The organism is Clostridia bacterium (genome assembly GCA_017554615.1).
Taxonomy (GTDB): domain Bacteria; phylum Bacillota; class Clostridia; order UMGS1840; family HGM11507; genus SIG450.
Genome location: JAFZHY010000022.1, coordinates 52425 through 71984 on the forward strand (window position 1 = coordinate 52425; position 19560 = coordinate 71984).

20 protein-coding genes are annotated in these 19560 nt (G+C 33.8%); 8 read left to right on the forward strand and 12 right to left on the reverse strand.

Features of this window, described 5'->3' with window-relative positions; all coding sequences use genetic code 11:
* Position 1 precedes the first annotated feature (1 nt).
* Positions 2 to 433, forward strand: a complete 432-nt coding sequence (locus tag IKZ35_05010) for an ACT domain-containing protein (GenBank protein ID MBR4893318.1) — start codon at positions 2 to 4, stop codon at positions 431 to 433.
* A 254-nt stretch (positions 434 to 687) separates the two neighbouring features.
* Here IKZ35_05010 and IKZ35_05015 read toward each other — a convergent pair whose 3' ends face one another.
* The 12 genes from IKZ35_05015 to IKZ35_05070 all read right to left on the reverse strand — a co-directional run bounded on the left by IKZ35_05015 (position 688) and on the right by IKZ35_05070 (position 12341).
* A complete protein-coding gene (locus tag IKZ35_05015) occupies positions 688 to 1047 on the reverse strand; it encodes a four helix bundle protein (protein MBR4893319.1) in 360 nt (119 codons plus the stop codon).
* Between the two features lie 188 nt (positions 1048 to 1235).
* Positions 1236 to 2831: an FAD-binding protein gene (locus IKZ35_05020; GenBank protein ID MBR4893320.1), complete on the reverse strand. Its 1596-nt coding sequence runs from the start codon at positions 2829 to 2831 to the stop codon at positions 1236 to 1238.
* Between the two features lie 13 nt (positions 2832 to 2844).
* On the reverse strand, positions 2845 to 3519 hold the full coding sequence (locus IKZ35_05025) for a 4Fe-4S dicluster domain-containing protein (GenBank protein MBR4893321.1): 675 nt from the start codon (positions 3517 to 3519) through the stop codon (positions 2845 to 2847).
* Positions 3520 to 3533: 14 nt separating this feature from the next.
* Positions 3534 to 4364 carry an FAD/NAD(P)-binding protein gene (locus IKZ35_05030; GenBank protein MBR4893322.1) on the reverse strand — a complete coding sequence of 277 codons (831 nt, stop codon included), beginning with the start codon at positions 4362 to 4364 and terminating at the stop codon, positions 3534 to 3536.
* A gap of 1 nt (position 4365) precedes the next feature.
* Positions 4366 to 5382 (reverse strand): 4Fe-4S dicluster domain-containing protein, encoded by a 1017-nt coding sequence (locus IKZ35_05035; protein ID MBR4893323.1) that lies wholly within the window; start codon positions 5380 to 5382, stop codon positions 4366 to 4368.
* Positions 5375 to 6367: a 4Fe-4S dicluster domain-containing protein gene (locus IKZ35_05040; protein ID MBR4893324.1), complete on the reverse strand. Its 993-nt coding sequence runs from the start codon at positions 6365 to 6367 to the stop codon at positions 5375 to 5377. Before IKZ35_05040 ends, IKZ35_05035 begins: the two co-directional genes overlap by 8 nt.
* Positions 6355 to 6792 (reverse strand): hydrogenase iron-sulfur subunit, encoded by a 438-nt coding sequence (locus IKZ35_05045; GenBank protein MBR4893325.1) that lies wholly within the window; start codon positions 6790 to 6792, stop codon positions 6355 to 6357. The genes IKZ35_05040 and IKZ35_05045 overlap by 13 nt, the downstream gene beginning before the upstream one ends.
* The gene (locus tag IKZ35_05050) at positions 6783 to 8777 is read right to left on the reverse strand and encodes a CoB--CoM heterodisulfide reductase iron-sulfur subunit A family protein (protein ID MBR4893326.1); all 1995 of its coding nucleotides are present in this window, start codon (positions 8775 to 8777) and stop codon (positions 6783 to 6785) included. Before IKZ35_05050 ends, IKZ35_05045 begins: the two co-directional genes overlap by 10 nt.
* A 14-nt stretch (positions 8778 to 8791) precedes the next feature.
* Positions 8792 to 9178, reverse strand: coding sequence for a 4Fe-4S dicluster domain-containing protein (locus IKZ35_05055; protein ID MBR4893327.1), 387 nt, complete (start codon positions 9176 to 9178; stop codon positions 8792 to 8794).
* A gap of 2 nt (positions 9179 to 9180) precedes the next feature.
* A complete protein-coding gene (locus IKZ35_05060) occupies positions 9181 to 9966 on the reverse strand; it encodes a CoB--CoM heterodisulfide reductase iron-sulfur subunit B family protein (protein ID MBR4893328.1) in 786 nt (261 codons plus the stop codon).
* A 33-nt stretch (positions 9967 to 9999) separates the two neighbouring features.
* Positions 10000 to 11376, reverse strand: coding sequence for a class II fumarate hydratase (gene fumC / locus IKZ35_05065; GenBank protein MBR4893329.1), 1377 nt, complete (start codon positions 11374 to 11376; stop codon positions 10000 to 10002).
* Between the two features lie 14 nt (positions 11377 to 11390).
* Positions 11391 to 12341, reverse strand: a complete 951-nt coding sequence (locus IKZ35_05070; GenBank protein MBR4893330.1) for an L-lactate dehydrogenase — start codon at positions 12339 to 12341, stop codon at positions 11391 to 11393.
* Positions 12342 to 12602: 261 nt separating this feature from the next.
* Between IKZ35_05070 and IKZ35_05075 the strand changes: the two genes are divergently transcribed.
* The 7 genes from IKZ35_05075 (at position 12603) to holA (ending at position 19559) form a co-directional block, all read left to right on the forward strand.
* Positions 12603 to 13622, forward strand: a complete 1020-nt coding sequence (locus IKZ35_05075) for a galactose mutarotase (protein ID MBR4893331.1) — start codon at positions 12603 to 12605, stop codon at positions 13620 to 13622.
* A gap of 22 nt (positions 13623 to 13644) precedes the next feature.
* Complete coding sequence (locus tag IKZ35_05080) at positions 13645 to 14691, forward strand: DUF3048 domain-containing protein (protein ID MBR4893332.1); 1047 nt, start codon at positions 13645 to 13647, stop codon at positions 14689 to 14691.
* A gap of 19 nt (positions 14692 to 14710) precedes the next feature.
* Positions 14711 to 15235, forward strand: coding sequence for a cysteine hydrolase (locus IKZ35_05085; protein ID MBR4893333.1), 525 nt, complete (start codon positions 14711 to 14713; stop codon positions 15233 to 15235).
* A gap of 77 nt (positions 15236 to 15312) precedes the next feature.
* A complete protein-coding gene (locus IKZ35_05090) occupies positions 15313 to 15459 on the forward strand; it encodes a hypothetical protein (protein MBR4893334.1) in 147 nt (48 codons plus the stop codon).
* Positions 15460 to 15601: 142 nt separating this feature from the next.
* Entirely contained in the window at positions 15602 to 16477 is an 876-nt protein-coding gene (locus IKZ35_05095) for a C40 family peptidase (GenBank protein MBR4893335.1), read from the forward strand.
* A 71-nt stretch (positions 16478 to 16548) separates the two neighbouring features.
* Complete coding sequence (locus IKZ35_05100; protein ID MBR4893336.1) at positions 16549 to 18549, forward strand: ComEC/Rec2 family competence protein; 2001 nt, start codon at positions 16549 to 16551, stop codon at positions 18547 to 18549.
* Positions 18546 to 19559, forward strand: coding sequence for a DNA polymerase III subunit delta (holA, locus tag IKZ35_05105; protein ID MBR4893337.1), 1014 nt, complete (start codon positions 18546 to 18548; stop codon positions 19557 to 19559). Before IKZ35_05100 ends, holA begins: the two co-directional genes overlap by 4 nt.
* The last annotated feature ends 1 nt before the right edge of the window (position 19560 follow it).

Below are 19560 nucleotides of genomic sequence, written 5' to 3' on the forward strand. Positions count from 1 at the left end.
TATGGCAATTAAACAACTTACAGTTTTCGTAGAAAATAAACAGGGTGCATTAGTTTCTATCACAGATATTCTTGCTTCTAATAATATCAATATCCGTGCATTATCCATTGCAGAAACTGAAAGTTTTGGTATATTAAGACTGATTGTTAATGACGAAAAGAATGCTAAAAAATTCTTAGAAGATGCAGGATATCTTATTAAGGAAACAGATGTTGTAGGCGTAAAAATTGGCGACGCTCCTGGTAAATTAACAGGCGCTCTTGATGTTTTGTATAAAGCAGGAATAAATATGGAATATCTCTATGCCTTTATGGCAAGAACTGAAAAACACGCTTATGTTGTTTTAAGGGTTAAAGATAATGATTTGGCAGAAAAAGCACTTGTTGATGCAGGTTATCATCTTATTACCGAAAGTGATATTTGTAAACTATAATATTAAATTTATTGAGGCACCATTCGTAAGAATGGTGCCTCAGTTATATTCGCCATATGGCGAGTGATATTGCTTTGCAGTGATATGAGTCTGCGACTCGTGATATATCGGCTACGCCGAGTTTTAGGCGAATATAATATTACTTCAAGCAGTTGAAATAAGTTTTTTATATGTAAAAAAGGAAGACAACTTCTTTAATAAGTGTCTTCCATTGATAAATTTTTATTTAATCAGGTAAAAGTATAGGATAAATTTCACAATACTGTTTTAGATTTAATTGTTGTTAATGATGAAATTAACATTCTACGAATTGTTCCACATTCATTTCTCATTTTTTTGTATGTTTCTTCATTCATGCAATTTGTTTCAAAGAGAAGTTCTAACCAATATTCCGTTTCATAACATTCTTTTTGAGCAATTTCAAGTTTTGATATAAAATCTTTATTACTTTGTGCATATTGACCTTCATGAAGATTTGCTCCTATTGATGTTGCAGACCGTAAAAGTTGATTTGCCAATATAGTTTCTTTCTGAGTTTTTTTAATTTCTCTACATATATAAACTATATCTTTTGCAAATTGTTTTGCTTTATCTCTTAAAATACTATTTGCCATATAACTCCACCTCAATAATTATTATAAATTAGTTATATTGCTTTTTCAAGTAATAATTACAAACTATTAAAGAAAACAACTTGCGTATGCAAATACCACTTGCGAAGCAAATATCGCTTACATAGTAAATATCACTTGACGATAGTCAAATAAAACTGCCGAGTGTATTAACACTCGGCATATAAATTTTATTTTCTTGTGTAATCTGGTAAAAGTTTAGGAGAAACATCATTTGTTTCTATTCCTGCGTCTTTAATTTCTTGCTCAAATTTATCAATATGAGAAAGAGTAAGTTTACCTAAATTAACATTTTTTGCTTTTTGTGCGGCATTTTTTCCTGCACTTCTTCCGAATACGATAATATCAAGAAGAGAGTTACCCATAAGTCTGTTTCTTCCGTGAATTCCGCCAACTGCTTCTCCTGCAACATAAAGGTTTTCTATATTGGTTGTCATACAGTCTTTATTTATATCAAGTCCACCGTTCTGGTAATGAAGTGTAGGGTAAACTATAATAGGCTCTTTTCTTATGTCTATTCCGTATTTACCGAACATTCTTAGCATTGCAGGTATTCTTTTTTCTATTGTACCAACTCCTCCGATTTTTTCAATCATAGGTGTATCAAGCCAAACGCCAAGACCGTTACCTGTCTCAACTCCGTTTCCTCTTTCGTAACATTCACGGATAATTGATGCTGCAGAAACGTCTCTTGTTTCAAGAGGGTGCATAAATGCTTCGCCTTTTGCATTTATAAGTTTAGCACCAAGTGAACGCACCTTTTCTGTAACAAGCGCTCCGAAAATCTGTTCGGGATATGCTGCACCTGTTGGATGATACTGAAGAGTATCTGCATAAAGAAGTTTTGCACCTGCTCTGTAACCGATAACAAGACCGTCTGCAGTTGCGCCATAGTGGTTAGAAGTAGGGAAGCCTTGATAGTGCATTCTTCCTGCGCCACCTGTTGCAATAATAACAGTTTTAGCCTTTGCCACAAGAAGTTCGTCTGTTTCCATATTTAAAAGAACAGCACCCGCAGCATTACCATTTTCGTCAAGTATAAGTTCTATTGCAGAAGTAAAATCAACAACCGGAATTTCTCTGTTTATAACTTCATCACGAAGAGTTCTCATAATTTCTGCACCTGAGTAGTCTTTTGCCGCATGCATTCTTTTCCTTGATGTTCCTCCACCGTGAGTAGTAATCATATTACCTTCTTCATCTTTATCAAATTCAACGCCAAGATTATTAAGCCAGTATATAGCATCAGGAGCATCGCAAACAAGTTTTGACAAAAGTTCTCTTTTTGCTGCATAATGTCCTCCGCCAAAAGCGTCAACAAAGTGAATAGCAGGGGAATCGTTTTCCTTATCTGCTGCCTGAATTCCGCCTTCTGCCATCATAGTATTGGCATCACCCATACGAAGTTTGGTAACAATCATAACATTTGCACCTGCTTCGTGCGCTTCTATTGCGGCGCTTGTTCCTGCACCGCCTCCGCCTATAATAAGAACATCAACATCGTAGTCAGGTTTAGATAGGTCTACACTGTCTGATTTTATTCTGCTGTGTGCAGATAATGATGCTGCAAGTTCTTTTGGCACTTTTTCGCCTTTGTTAGGGCCGATTTTTAAAGTTGCAAATTCGTTTTCTTTATAATCGGGATGGAATGCCTTAAGTAAATCTTCTTTTTCCTTGGCAGTCATTCTTGTTGGCTCAAGTTTAATATTATTTTCTCTTGCTTTCTCAACCAATTTTAAAGACTCTGTAAATTTTTCGCTATACATTGCATCCACCTCCTTATTTTTCTATTTCTCTGTTGTTATATAATTCTTTTATTTCTTCAATAGGTTTATCCATCAATGCTTCTATAAGATCATTAAATGTACCGTCTTTTATTTCTTTAACTCTGTTTTCAAGATGTTTAGATTTTGGAGCAAGGTATTTTCCGTTAATTCTTCTTGCAAGCATTGCTACCTGAGGATGAGAGATACCTGCAGGGCAACGGGAAGAACACACTCCGCACATTACGCAGTCAAAAGATTCTTCTGCGCATTTTTCAAATTCGCCTCTTTGCGCATATGCTATGTATTGCATAACATTAAGTTCCTGAGTACACGCTTTTGTACACGCGTTACATCCGATACAAGCATATATTTCAGGATAAAGTTGCATCATTATCTGTTCATTTACAGAAATTTTATCCATATCATATACTTTCTTTACAAGAGGGAAGAATGGGAGAGTTGCAATATACATTCCGTCTTCTACCTTTGTCTGACAAGCAAGACAAGCCTTTAATTCAGTCTGCGGATAAACTCTGTATATAGTTGCACAAGCACCGCAAAAACCGTTACGGCATCCACAACCTCTTTTAAGCTGGTAACCTGCGTATTCCATAGCAGTCATAATTGTAAGATTTTCCGGCACCTGATACTTTTTGCCGAATAAGAATATATTAACCATTTTTTCCATTTTGGTAATCCTCCTTAATATTCATCAGGTAATTCGTCAAGTTGGTCGCAACGGAAAACAGGGCCGTCTTTGCACACATATTTATCTCCAATGTTGCATCTTCCGCATTTTCCTACGCCACATTTCATTTTAAGTTCCATAGTTGTATAAACCTGAGTTTTATCATAACCCATGGAAATAAGACCTTCTAATGTAAATTTTATCATTATAGGAGGACCGCATACGATAACTGTTTTATTGGTATCAAAACCTAATTCTTTAACATAGTTCGGAACAAAGCCGACATGTCCGTCCCAGCCATCCTGTTCACGGTCTATTGTAAGATGCACGTCTATACCGTCATCCTTTATCCATTCGTTGATTATTTCATCATAATCTACCAAATCTTCTTTACTTCTTGAACCGTAAACAATATCTATTTTGCCATAGTTTTCTCTATAATGTCTGCAATAGTTTATAACCGAGCGAAGAGGAGCAAGACCTATACCACCTGCAATAAATAATAAGTCTTTACCTTTAAATACTTCTTCAACAGGGAAAGGGTTTCCGTAAGGACCTCTTATTGTAATCTGCTGACCTTTTTCAGCCTGATGAAGCCATTCGGTTACACAACCACATTTTTTAATAGAAAATTCCATATATTCGGTGTTGGTAGGGGATGATGTGATAGAAAACATCGCTTCTCCAACGCCTGGAATGGATAGCATTGCACATTGACCTGGTTTATGGTCAAATGCTTTTTTACCGTCAGGAGTAACAACTCTGAATGTTTTTACATCAGGTGTATCAATTCTTACATCAGTTATAACACCGATTGTTGGAATCAATGCTTCAAAATTATTCATTTTAATTTCCTCCTAACTCTTTCATTACTTTAACTATATTCATTGAGATAGGGCATCTGTTAAGACATCTTCCGCAACCTACACAACTAAACATACCGTCATTATTTGTTGGGTAATATACAAGTTTATGCATAAATCTCTGACGGAAACGCTCTTTCTGAGAGTTTCTTGAATTTCCGTGAGCCATTTTTGTAAAGTCAGAGTACATACAAGAATCCCAGCAACGGTATCTTATTACTTTATTTCCTGTATTAAAATCTTTAATGTCATAGCACTGACAGGTAGGGCAGACGAATGTACAAGTTCCGCAACCTAAACAACTTTGGGATAGTTCATCCCATTTTGGAGAATCAAAAAATTCGTTTGTTTTTCCACTTCCGAATTTTTCGGCGCTCAAATTAGCAAGAGGAAGTTTTTTCATAATTTCTCTTGTACGCTCTTTTTGTGCTTCAACAACTGAAGAATCACATTCTGTAAGAAGTGAAGAAATTAAACTTATAAGTTTTTCGCCTTTTTTTGTTTTTGCATCAAAGAAAATTTCATCATTTTCAATATAGCATACAACATCGCCCGAAGGGGAAGTTGCATCTATTGAGAATGTATTACAAAAGCAACTTTCGCTTGGCTTTGTACAAGCAAGAGAAACTATAACTGCGTGATTTCGTCTGTTTGCATAGTATGAATCGAAAGGCTCGGTTAAAAACACTCTGTCAAGAATTTCAAAACTCTTTACATCACACGCTCTTACACCGAATATAACAAAATCTTCACATTCTTCTCTTAAATCTAAAATCTCTATGTTTTTACCCTGAGTTTTAAAATTAACCAAATCTTCTGTCTGTGGGAAGAAAAAGTCTTTAGGGCTTTTATTGGTATTAAGTCTTTCGCTTAATTTAACGCCTTCTTCCCATTTTTTATATTCTGCATAGTCTTTGTTGTCAACAGGAAGGTAAAGAGAGTAATTATTACTGATAGTAAAAAACACATCATTAAGTTTATCTAAACTGCATTTAAACATTATTTTCCCTCCTTACAGCATCTGATGGCTCAACATCATCTACGGTGTAGTTAACAAGCGGAGCTCGTAAACCCACTTCTTCTCCTGCCTGATATTCGCCATAAAATTCGTTTATATCTTTAATAAACTTTCTGTTTAATAAGTGAAGAGGGATATCCTGAGGACATACTCTTGAGCATTCTCCACAGTCAGTACATCTTCCTGCAACGTGGAATGCTCTTATAATATGAAACATTTTTTCTTCAAAACTGTCTGCTGCAGCCTTGTTGGCAATTCCTGATTTAGGGTTGTCAAACACGCAGTTTTCACAAGTACAAGCAGGGCAGACATCACGACAAGCGTTACATCTTATACATTTTGAAAGTTCATTTTGCCAGAATAAAAAGCGTTCGTCTTCTGTCATATTTTCTAATTTTGAAACCATATCAAAACGGTCAGAATCTAAAACTTCTCCGTCGTCGCCTAAAAGTTCGTCATAGTAAACGTGTTTTTTGCTTTTGCATGACATACATTTTTCGCATAATACATCAGTTATGTCAATATATTTATCATCTTCATAAAGAGTAGATACTTTTATTTTATCGTTTTCTGAAGTAATGCTTAAAATTCCGTCGCCTGAAAGATTTTTAACCTTTTTGATATCTGCCATTCCATCACAGCCAACGCCTATAACATATACTTTTTCTTTGTCTATTCTGTGTTCTGTAAGAAGTTGATTAAAACTGTATGTATCGCATGGCTTTAAAAATACTAAAATTTTACCGTCTGAATTTAGCGTTTCTTTTATAAGATATTTTGAAAGGTTTGCTGCGCAAAAATCGTTCCACACAAAGTCCTTTTCAATAGAGTTTTTATCATAAAAGACATATGGAGTAACATCATAGCCAAACTCACCGGCCTTTAAGCCAAGAACTCGGTTTACGGTGCCATCTGATAAAAGTGATGTTGCTTTATTTATAAGCATTTCGCGTGTTATTTTCTGCATCGTAAGTCCTCCAGTCTTTTATTTTTTCCAAGTTTTTTAACCTTTTCGGTAAAATTATTCATTGTATCTGCAAATTTTGCACCCTCTGCTGCAGAAACCCATTCAACCTGGTATCTTTCTTTTTCAATTCCTAAAAAGTTAAGCATAGAGAATAAAAGCGCCATTCTTCTTCTTGTATAGTAATTTCCTGATGTGTAATGGCAGTCTCCTGGGTGGCATCCGCAAAGAATTACTCCGTCTGCGCCTTTCTGGAATGCGCGAAGAATAAACATAGGGTTAACTCTGCATGAACAAGGAACTTTTATAATTTTTACATTGTCGGGGTAGTTAAGTCTGTTGTTACCAGCAAGGTCTGCCCCTGCATATGAACACCAGTTACAGCAAAAAGCAACTATATTTGGTTTGAATTCATTATTTACTTGCATATTGCATCCACCTCCGCCATAATTTGTGAATTTTTAAATCCGTTAAGGTCCATAGCACCTGACGGACAAACAACAGTACAAGCACCGCATCCCTGGCAAACTGCAGGGTTAACTTTTGCTACACGACGCATCTTCGTTGTTCTGTCTGGCATACGGAATTCTTTTTCGTTATATGTAATTGCACCATATGGGCATACATTAGCACACATAGAACATCCGTTACACATAAGTTCGTCAGAACTTGCAACACAAGGATTTCCTTTAAGTTTATCTTTTACAAGAAGACTTATAACTTTTGATGCTGCAGCACTTGCCTGAGATACAGTTTCAGGAATATCTTTAGGCCCCTGACATGTACCTGATAGAAAAACTCCTGCAGTAGGGCTTTCAACAGGGCGAAGTTTAGGATGCGCTTCTGTGAAAAAGTCGTTAGTGTCCATACTTGCAGTAAGTTTTGTTGCAAGTGAACGTGCAGATTTATCAGGTTCTATCGCAGTTGCAAGAACTACAAGGTCTGCTTCTATATGAAGTTGTTTATTAGAAAGTAAGTCGGACGCCTGAACCATAAGTTTATTACCCTCAGGGCAAACTTTACCAACCATACCTTTAATATAATGAACGCCGTATTCTTCAACTGCTCGTCTGTAAAATTCGTCAAAACTTTTACCAGGAGTACGAACATCGATATAGAATACATAAACTTCTGTATCAGGATATTTATCCCTTACAAGCATTGCGTGTTTTGCAGTGTACATACAGCATATTTTTGAACAGTATTCTTTGCCTTTTTCGGCACATGAAGAACATCTTGAACCAACACACTGAACAAACACAATGGTATGAGGATGTTCATTATCTGACGGACGAAGAAGTTTTCCGTGTGTCGGACCTGCTGCGTTTGTCAGTCTTTCAAATTCTAAAGAGGTTATAACATCTTTAGACTGGTTATATGCAAATTCGTCAAACTTATCAAGGTTTATTGTGTTAAACCCTGTCGCTGCAACAATAGCACCGTATTTTTCTTCAATTATTTCGTCTTTTTGTGTGTAGTCTATTGCACCTGCAGTACAAAGTTTTGAGCATACTCCGCATTTACCTGTTTTAAGCATTGTGCAATAGTCAGCATCAATGGTTGCAACCTTTGGAACAGCCTGTGCAAAAGGAATATATATTGCACGTCTTTTATCCATTCCCATATTAAATTCGTTAGGAACATTTTTCTGCGGACATTTTTCAGTACAAAGACCGCAGCCTGTACATTTTGTTTCGTCAACAAAACGCGCTTTTTTTCTTATTTTTACATCAAAATTACCTACAAACCCACCGATTTCTTCAACTTCACTGTAAGAAAAAATACGGATGTTTTCATGCTGACCTGCATCCACCATTTTCGGTGTTAGAATACAAGCAGCACAGTCAAGGGTAGGGAATGTTTTATCAAGTTGAGCCATTTTTCCGCCTATTGTCGGCTTTGTTTCAACTATGTCAACCATAAAACCTGCATCTGCAATATCGAGTGCAGTCTGAATACCGGCAATACCTCCGCCGATTACAAGTGCTCTTTTGGTTACAGGAGTTTCCCCTGGTGTAAGAGGAGCGTTAAGATTAACTTTTGCAACTGCTGCTTTACCTAATATTATTGCTTTCTTGGTTGCATCTTCCATATCTTTATGTATCCATGAGCATTGTTCTCTTATGTTTGCAATTTCAACCATATATGGATTTATACCTGCTTTTTCAGCAGTTTTTCTAAAAGTTGCTTCGTGCATTCTTGGTGAGCAGGAGCAAACAACAATTCCTGTAAGGTTATGTTCTTTAACAGCATCAATAATCATATCCTGACCTGCCTGAGAACACATATATTGATAATTTGTAGAAAATACAACGCCCTGTTCATTTTTTAAGGCATCGGACACTTTTTCCACATCAACTGTACCTGCTATGTTAGTACCACACCAGCATACAAATACGCCTATTCTTTGCATAAGTTGCTCCTCCTTTACTTAGTATATTTTCTTAATGCACTCACGATTAACTGCTGAGGTGTTTTGTCGTCAATTAAAGCGGGAATGTCATCTGTTTTAAGATGGTTATTGCCTTGCTTTCTTATCACAGAAAGTCTTATTGCTTCAACAAGTTTTGCAGGTTCTACGCCTCTTGGGCATCTGTCAATACACGCAAAACAGGTTAAGCATTTATATATAGATTTTGAATTCATCAACGGTTCAATATCGCCTGATTCAACCATATAGACAAACTGATGCGGATGATATTCCATTTCGTCATATGCAGGGCAGGTGGCACTGCATTTTCCGCAACGCATACATTTTTTCACATTAACTTTGCTTGTACGGATAATTTCGTTTTGTATATCTTTATTTGTCATACTTAATTATCCTCCTTTATGCCAAATGCATCTGCAAGAATTTCTGTAAAATATTTAACGGGCACAGGGCAACCGTTTTTTTCAAGATTATACTTGCAAAGAGGGCAAGGGGTAACAATCATTTCGGCACCTAATTTAACAGCGCTTTCCCATATTTTTGAACTTTTTTTGTTCGCACTTTCTTTATCTTCTAAAGATATGTACCCTCCGCAACATTCGTTTCTCATAGGGTAAATAATAGCCTCGCCACCGATTGCTTTTATCATCTCTTCAATTATTGAAGGGTTTTCTACATCGTCTGTTTTCATAATCTTGCCAGGGCGAAGAAGTAAACATCCATAATATGCGGCAATTTTTTTACCGTTTAAAGAATTTACTGAATTTTCTTTTACTTTGTCAAACCCTATGTAATCTCTTAAAAGTTCAAGATAGTGTATAACTTGAGTTTCCCCGTTATACTCTTTATCTTCTTTTATATACTGGTTTACTCTAAAATTAAAGTCCTTGTCTTCTTTCATTGCGTAGTTTGTCTGTTTAACTACGTTATGACATGCAGAACAAGCAGTAACAAGCATTTGCTCTTTTTCTTTTGCGTAAGTAAGAAGTCTTACTGAAGAAAGTTTTGTTGCAATTTCGTCGTTAGTGTTTGTGAACACACCGCCGCAACATTGCCAGTTTTCAACTTCTTCTAAAGTAACGCCAAGTTTTTCGGCGCATTTTACTGCATATATATCTAATTGTTTCGCTTTTGTTTTTAAAGTACATCCGGGAAAGTAGGATACTTTCATTTACCTTTCCTCCTCATAAGTAAGCAGAATTTTTTAAACCATCTGTTCAGGATGGAACACTTCGTCAAATTTTTCTTCGGTTAAGAAACCAAGTTCTACACAAGCCTGTTTTAAAGAAATGTTATCTTTAAATGCTTTTTTTGCAGTTTTTGCTGCATTTTCATATCCTATGTATGGGTTAAGAGCAGTAACAAGCATAAGTGAATTGTGAAGATTGTGATGCATTTTTTCTTTGTTTGCTTTTATGCCAACTGCACAGTTATTGTTAAAGGAAATAATCGCTTCTGATAAAAGTCTTGCAGACTGTAAAAAGTTATAGATACATACAGGCATAAATACATTAAGTTCAAAATTACCCTGAGATGCAGCCATACCGACACTAACATCGTTACCCATTACCTGAACAGCAACCATTGTAACTGCTTCACACTGTGTAGGGTTAACTTTACCAGGCATAATTGAAGAACCAGGCTCGTTTTCAGGAATAAATATTTCGCCAAGACCGTCTCTTGGTCCGCTTGCAAGCCAACGGATGTCGTTTGCAATTTTTAGCATATCACAAGCAAGAGCCTTTATTGCACCGTGTGCAAACACCAATTCATCTTTTGATGTAAGTGCATGGAATTTATTTTCTGCTGTAACAAAGTTTTTACCTGTAAGAAGTGCAACTTTTTTAGCAACTACTTCGCCGAATTCTTTAGGCGCGTTAAGACCTGTTCCAACTGCTGTACCACCAAGCGCAAGTTCTAAAAGAGGGGATATTGAACGCTCAATAAGTTCAACATCGCGTTCCAAACTTGATCTCCATCCGCTTATTTCCTGACTGAATGTAATAGGAGTAGCATCCTGAAGATGTGTTCTTCCGCTTTTAACAATACCTTCGTTTTCTTTTTCAAGTCTTTTAAATGTTTCTATAAGTGTTTTTGCAGCAGGGATAAGTTTATCCTCTAACATAAGAACTGCTGCAATATGCATAGCAGTAGGGAATGTGTCATTTGAAGACTGGCTCATATTAACATCATCGTTCGGATGAAGAAGTTTTTTGCCTAAAATCATATTACCTCTGTTGGCAATTACTTCATTTGCATTCATATTAGACTGTGTGCCTGAACCTGTCTGCCATACAACAAGAGGGAAGTTATCATTTAATTTTCCCATAATTACTTCATCACAAGCACTTTCTATTGCGCTTAGTTTTTCATCTGTCATTTTTTCTTTTTTAAGTTCGTTATTTGCCTGAGCCGCTGCTTTTTTAAGTATGCCGAATGCGTGGATAATTTCCTTAGGCATTGTTTCTATATTAACGCCTATCTGGAAGTTTTCCTGGCTTCTTTGTGTCTGTGCAGCCCATAATTTATCGGCAGGTACTTTAACCTCGCCCATTGAATCGTGTTCTATACGGTATTCCATAATCTTTATTCTCCTTACTTATTTATTTCAGCATCTTTGATTATTGATTTTAATTTATCAGCGCTGTTTTTAAGTTTAGCAATTTCTTCATCTGTAAGAGGAGGGTTAACCATTCCTCTTATACCTGTGCTTCCTATAATAGAAAGTGTGCTTAAACATACATCGTCAATTCCGTATTCACCGTGCATCATTGTTGATACAGTCATTGTTGTATCAATTCCGCTTAAGATACATTTGCATATATAACAAACGGATGCTGATACTGCGTAGAATGTTGCACCCTTGCTTTCTATAACAACTGCTGCAGTTTTTCTTACATAGTCTTCAACTGCTTCGGTGGAAAACTCAGGAAGTTCTTCGTTTCTTAAGCCGAATGATTTATCGCAGTTAGCAATAGGAACGTTTGATACATTCGCTAAAGACCATGGTATAAAAGATGAATCTCCATGTTCGCCGAATACATATGCGTGAACATTTTTCTGGCTGATTGAAAAATATTCAGAAAGACGGGAACGAAGTCTTGATGTGTCAAGAATTGTTCCTGAACCTATAATTCTGTTTTCAGGTATTCCTGATTCTTTGCAGAATACATATGTTAAAATATCAACAGGGTTACTTACGATAAGATATATTGCATTCGGAGCGCTCTTTGTAATCTGAGGCATAATGTTTCTTAATATATTTATATTTGTCTTAGCAAGGTCAAGTCTTGTCTGACCGGGTTTTCTTGCTACACCTGATGTTATAATTACAATGTCAGAATCTTTTGCATCTTCATAACCTCCTGCGTTTACAGTGCAAGGATTTAAGAAGGGAAGACCTTGTTTTATATCAAGCGCTTCACCGTGTGCTTTTTCCTGCGCAATGTCTATAAGCACGATTTCAGATGAGATTCCTGAAACTGTAAGTGTATATGCTATTGTTGCCCCAACACTTCCGCTTCCGATGATAGTAATTTTGTTCATAGTTTTTTACCTCTTTCCAAAATGAAATAAATTAATACACTTTGTTAAAAAATTATCAAATTCGCATATTTCTGCGAAAACTTACAACATTATATCATATGTTTAAAGGTTTGACAAGTATTTAACAATCTTTTTTTCTATTTTTTTTAATAAAGTATATATATGCAATAAAAATGTCATTTAGTTCATTTTATGACATATAATAAATATGTTGACTATATATAAATATTTGTATACAATAAAAGGAGAAATATTATGTATGTGAAAAAAACGCTGTTGGGTATTTCAGGAAAAAAAGAAGTTTTTTTATATACGCTTGATAATAAAAAGGGGCTTAAGGCTGAGATTATAAATTATGGCGGAATAATCAAAAGACTTGAATATAAAGACATAGATGTTGTTCTTGGCTTTGATAATTTTAATGATTATTTGGATAACTACGGATATTTCGGAGCAATGATAGGCAGAAATTCCAATAGAATTGAAGATTCAAGGTTTACTATTGACAGTACAGAGTATAAATTAAATGCTAATGACAAAAATAACAATCTTCATGGGGGCATTTTATCTTTTGATAAAAAGATATGGGATGTAAAAATTCTAAATTCAAATGAACCTGCAATTACTCTTTTTAGTATAAGCCCTGATAATGAAGAGGGGTTTCCAGGAACGGTTAAGGTTAATGTAACGTATACTCTTACAAGTTATAATTCGCTAAAAATATCCTATCATGCGATAAGCTATAAAGATACTGTTATAAATCTTACCAACCACAGTTATTTTAATTTAAACGGACATAACAGCGGAGATGTTTATTCTCATAAATTATGGCTTAACAGTTTATTTTATACTCCTAACTCTAAGGAGTGTCTTCCTTATGGCGAAATTTTATCGGTTAAAGATACACCTTTTGATTTTACTAAGGAAAAAGAACTAAATTTGAGTATTAAAAGTCAGGATAAGCAGATATCGATGTTTGGAGGACTTGACCATAATTTTGCTCTCTTTGGGAGAGGTTATAGAAAATGTGCTGCGCTTACGGGGGATATTACAGGTATTAAAATGAATATGTATACTGACCGTCCTGCAGTACAGGTTTATACGGCAAATCATATAAAAACAGATAGAGTTTATAAGGATAAGTCAAGGTATAAGGTGCACGGTGGTATTTGCTTGGAAACTCAGGCTTTTCCAAACAATTTAAAATTTTCTCACTTTCCATATTCTGTTATAAAAAAAGGGGAAGTGTATGAAACCAAAACAGAATATAAATTTATATAAAATTACAAAAGGGGAAATTACTATGAAAAAATTTATTACTGCGTTAATTTTGGTGTTATCATTATGCTTAATTTCAGGATGTGCACCAAAAGATGTAAATGAACAGGGAAATAAGCCTGGTGCTGAAAATAATTCGGACCAGCCTGTTGTTAATATCATTGATGAAAAAGATGCCGAAATAGAAGAATTTTTCAGTAAATATGTTGACACTGACAGCCGTCCTGTTGCAGTTATGATAGATAATGATGATAAGAGTGCGCGTCCTCAGGCAGGGCTTGACGAAGCATATTTAGTATATGAGATGGTTGTTGAAGGCGGTTCAACAAGATTTATGGCATTATATAACAACACAAATATAGAAAAAATAGGGCCTGTTCGTTCTTCCAGACATTATTTCTTAGATTTTGTTATGGAAAATGATGCAATATATACCCACTTTGGATGGAGCCCTCAGGCTACTACTGATATATCAAGTTTCGGCATAAATAACATCAACGGTGTTTTAGGAAGCGACGGGCATATTTTCTGGCGTGAAGAAAAGTATAAAGGCGACTGGCACAGTGCTTATACCAATATGGAAAAAATCTTGAAAATTGCTGAAGATAAAAATTACAATCTTACAACAAAGCATAAAAACTCTATAAAATATGCCGATAAATATTTTGATTTAGATTCTTCAAAAAATGCTACAAAAATTATATTGAATTATTCATATAATTACAAAACAGGATATGAATATAATGAAGGAAAAAAGGTGTATTCAAAAATAGTAGACAACAAGATTTATAAAATGCAGAATTCAAACCCTGTTGAATTTAAAAATATTATTATTGAACTTATACACGATACAGCATTAGGAGACGGTACTGCAAGAAGAAATATAAATACTGTGGGAACAGGCAAAGGATATTACATAACAAACGGACAGGTAGAGGAAATAACCTGGTCAAAATCTTCAAGAAGAGCAAACACTGTATATAAAAAGAATGACGGAAGTGAACTTGTAATCAATCCGGGAAAAACAATTATAAATCTTATAAGTCCGTCGTATGAATTAGTTATAGAATAAATTTTTAAGGAGTAAAAAAATGAGGAAAGTTCTTATTGTTGTTGATATGCAAAATGATTTTATTGACGGTGCGCTGGGAACAAAGGAAGCAGAACTTATTGTGGATAACTGCGTTGAAAAAATAAATAATTTTAAAGGGGATATTATAGTTACTTATGATACCCATTTTGAAAATTATCTTGATACCCAGGAGGGTAGAAATCTTCCTTTTGCACACTGTATAAAAGGCACAAGAGGCTGGGAATTAAACTCAAAAATTCAAAATGCCCTAAACGGTAAAAATTATGATGTAATTGAAAAGACAACCTTTGGCTCAAAAGACCTTCCTCAATTTTTAAAAGATAATTTTAATACTGATAATATTGAGGTTGAATTTATCGGTATATGCACTGATATATGCGTTGTTTCCAATGCACTTTTGTTAAAAGCATTCTATCCTGAATTAAAAATTTCGGCTTATAAATCTTGTATGGCAGGGGTTACACCGGAGAAGCATGAAGCGGCAATAGAAGTTTTAAAATCGTGCCAGATAAATATTTTATAGATTTTTAAAAATTGTATTGACATATAAAAATATATGATGTATAATGATGACGAAGATGTTTGTTAAGGAGTTTTAGTATGAAAGAATATATTAAACCTGAATTAAAATTAAACGACATTATTACTACTGAATGCACAAGCGCTTTTTCCTTTGACGAATGGGAGGATATAGAGGGCTTGTTTAGTGGTATCACTACTTTTGGACTTAAATCTACTAAGAAATAATTTTAATGCGACGGTAACTTTATCGTCGTATTTTAATGTGAATACTTTATAATTTATTTTAACTAACATTTTTTATAATACTACAAATAACATTTTTTACAGTACATATGTGTTGTGGCAGTTATTTATTACGGAGGAAAATATGAATTTTAAAAAATTAGTTTGTTCTGTTTTATTATTGATGTCAGTTGGCGTATCTGCGTATGCAGCAAGTGGCTCTGTTAATGCCGATGTGCTTAACGTTCGTACCGGTCCTGGTACAAATTACGGTATTTCAACAACAGTGGTTTATGGAACAGTTGTTAATATTACAGAAAATATAAACAGTGAATGGTCAAAAATTGAATATAACGGTCTTACAGGTTATGTTGCATCAAGATATCTTAATGTTAGAAATGATAACCCTGTGGACAGAAGCAGTGTTGAGCGTCCCGATGCATCATATGAACAAAAAGGGTACACAACTGCTACTTCTCTAAATTTCAGAAGCGGTCCGTCTCAGGATTCTTCAGTTATCTGTCAGATTCCTCAGTATGTTCAGTTTAGTGTATATGAAAATACTAACGGATGGGTAAAAGTTTTATATAACGGTCAGTATGGTTACATATCAGATAAATATCTTACCATTGGGGAAGTTCCTCAGTATGTAAGCAGTGTATCAAATCAGATTGTTGAATTTGCTAAACAGTTTTTAGGAAAACCTTATGTATACGGAGCAAACGGTCCTAATTCTTTTGACTGTTCAGGATATACAAAATATATATTCTCTCAGTTTGGGATTTCACTTCCTCGTACTTCTTACACACAGGTTAATGCAGGGTATTATGTTCCTCGTGAAAATCTTCAGGCAGGAGACCTTGTGTTCTTTAAAGACGGTGGGGTTGTAAGCCATGTTGGTATATATGTTGCAGACGGAATAATGATTCACGCATCAAGTGGTGCTGGTAATGTTACATATACACCGATTACATCAGGATATCACAATACTCATTATTATACAGCGCGTAGAGTTTTATAAAGTTTTTTGAGTTTTAGGATTTTGCATTTTAATAGAGTGCAAAGTCCTTTTTGTTTTTTGGAGAGTTTGATATGTTTGGCATTTTGTCAGTTTTATTTGGTATAATTTTTGCTGGAATATTTAACGATTTAATTTCTTTTTGTCTGGCAATTATTATTTTAATTTATCTTTTAATTAAATATAAAGAGAAACTTAATTTTAAAAAAGTTCTCGTTTTTGTGATTCTTTTTATTATAGGCTTCTTTTATTATATAGTTTATGATTTTTATACTCTAAACAGTGTAAAAGATATAAATGATAAAGATGTAGCACTTAATATTACAGTTTTATCAGAGCCTGAATATGATACTTCAGTTATTACATTTAATGGTTATGTTAAAGAATATAATAAAAAAGCAAGGGTTACCCTGTATGATACGCCCTATATTTCATACTATGACACTATAAGAATCAAAGGGGATATATATTCATTAGAAGAAAACTATAAGTCAAGATATTCTCAAGGGTTATATTATAATGTTATATCCTATGATAAAAACTCTGAGATTATTAGTGGAAAAGGCTTTTTAAAATCTATTTATGATTTTAAGAATAAGGTTATATACATTTTAGATAACACTCTTTCTTTTAACGGTGCAATGTTTTTAAAAGGCGTACTTGTTGGGGATGATGATTTAAGAACGGATGAGTTTAACGATTCGCTTAATAAACTTTCTTTGTCTCATATAGTAAGCGTGTCTGGTATGCATTTTAGTATTATTTCAATGGTGCTTATCTATGTAATGAGAAGACTTAAGATTAACAGGAAATTGTCCTCTGCAATTATTGTTATAATATCATTCTTTATTGCTGTTTTTATAGGGTTTACACCGTCTGTAATAAGAGTTCTTATTATGACTGTTATCCTTTCTTTTGCAGATTTAACCAACAGAGAGAAAATAATGGATATTTATCTTCTTATGTTAACAGCCCTTATAATGCTTTTATTTAATGTTTATTATATACATAATGTTGCATTTGTACTTTCCTTTACATCTTTGGCGGGTATTTTACTGTTTAGCCAAAAAATAAATGACAAAATAAAATTTATTCCTCGCTTTTTTAAAGATAATATTTCAGTTTCAGTTTCGGCAACTGTTTTAACCATTCCCTTTATCTTATATTATTTCAGAGGCTTACCCTTAATGTCAGTTTTAGCAAACCTTTTAATAGTGCCTTTAATCACTGTTGTTATGATATACGGTATAATACTTATTCTTATATCTTTAATAAGTATTAAACTTGGATATTTTATAGGTGTACCCCTTGATATAATTTTAAGTGTATGTGTAAATTTAATTAACTTTATGGGTACTATTCCTTTTGGTTATTTTAAAACTTTATCCATTAGCGTCTATTATATAAGTATATATTATACAGCACTTTTCTTTATACTTATAAAACCGTCAGGGGTTTTAAAATATGTTATATCATCTGTTCTTATTTTATATATTCTGGTTAATTTATTCTATCCTTTGGAAAGAGCAGTACTTCCTTATGGGTATATGTATGTTTTCCAGGGGGAAAACAGTGGTAAATCTATAATGCTGTATAAGGATAAATCTATTTTTATAAACGGTTCTTCAACGGAGGGTCAGTATAATTATAATCTGATAGAAAATGAGTGTAACTCTCATTTTGATATTTATGTGGCGTTTAACGGAGAGTGTATAAAATATATTAAAAATAAAGACTTTACCATAGATAAAATATACGTTCCTGCACAGTTTTTAACTAACCCGTATTTTACAGATATAATGGATAAAAAGGCAAGAGAAATAATCCCTGTAAACGATACAATAAGTGTACAAATTTATGATTTTAACTTGACACTTAAACCTAAAGATGAGTATAATATTTCTAAGGTATCTTTAGTTGCAAACTCTAAAGAATATATAACTGTTATGGAAGATATTGACGAGTATAAATATGGCGCTAAATACATTGTAAATTACTATATGATTGAAAAATATTTAACTGATAAATCTATTTTAAATAACTTTTCTTATGATGTTGAAAGGATAAAAATATGAACTCAAAAGAACTATCTAAAAGACTTTCTGATGGTAAAATAGATAATCTCTATCTTTTTTATGGAGAAGAAGATTATATTAAAGACACATATATCGAAAAGATAAAATCTATTGTTCTTGAAAATGATATTATGGGTATGAATTTTACTCAGTTTGACGATATGCCGGATAAAAACGAACTTATAGAAGCAGTTGAATCAGCCCCTGTTATGTGTGAGAAAAAGATAGTGTTTTTAAATGGTTTAAATATTGTGTCAACATCTTCTAAAAAGGAAGTTAAAGATACTGTATGTGAAATTATTGAGGATATTCCGGAATATACAGTTATAATCATTAGAGAAAAGGAAACTGATACTAAGAAAATATCAAAACCGATGTTAACTCTTATTAAAAAATACGGTGTTGATATTTTATGCGATAAACTTGATTTAAAAGATATGATGACTTTTATTAACCGTCAGTTTGCAAATAATAAAAAAAGAATAAGAAAGGAAGACCTTGAATATCTTATTTCTATATGCGAACCGTCTATTAACAGTCTTTTAAGAGAGGTTGAGGTTATATCAGCATATCTTAATGAAGAGGAAGAAGTAACGCGTAATGTTATTGATTTACTCGTTAAAAAATCAATAGAAGACCGTGTGTTTTCCTTGTCTGATGCCATAATAAATAAAGATAAAAAGAATGCATATGAAATTTTATCAGATCTTGAACTTTTAAAGAATCAGCATCCTCCGGGAAAAATATTTTCTATAATATGTGACCATTTTATGAATTTATATGTTGTTATTTTAAATAATAATGACAGAGTTTCGCAGGATGTTACACTTTCTATGTTAGAACTTAACGGTAGAAGTTTTCTTATAAATAAATATTTAAGACAAAAGGGCAAAATAGAAATTAAGAAATTAAGAGAAATTATAAAACTTCTTAGTGATTTAGATTTCAAAGTAAAAAACGGAATGACAGACCCTTATTATGCAATTGAACAAATAATAGCAATAGTTTAAA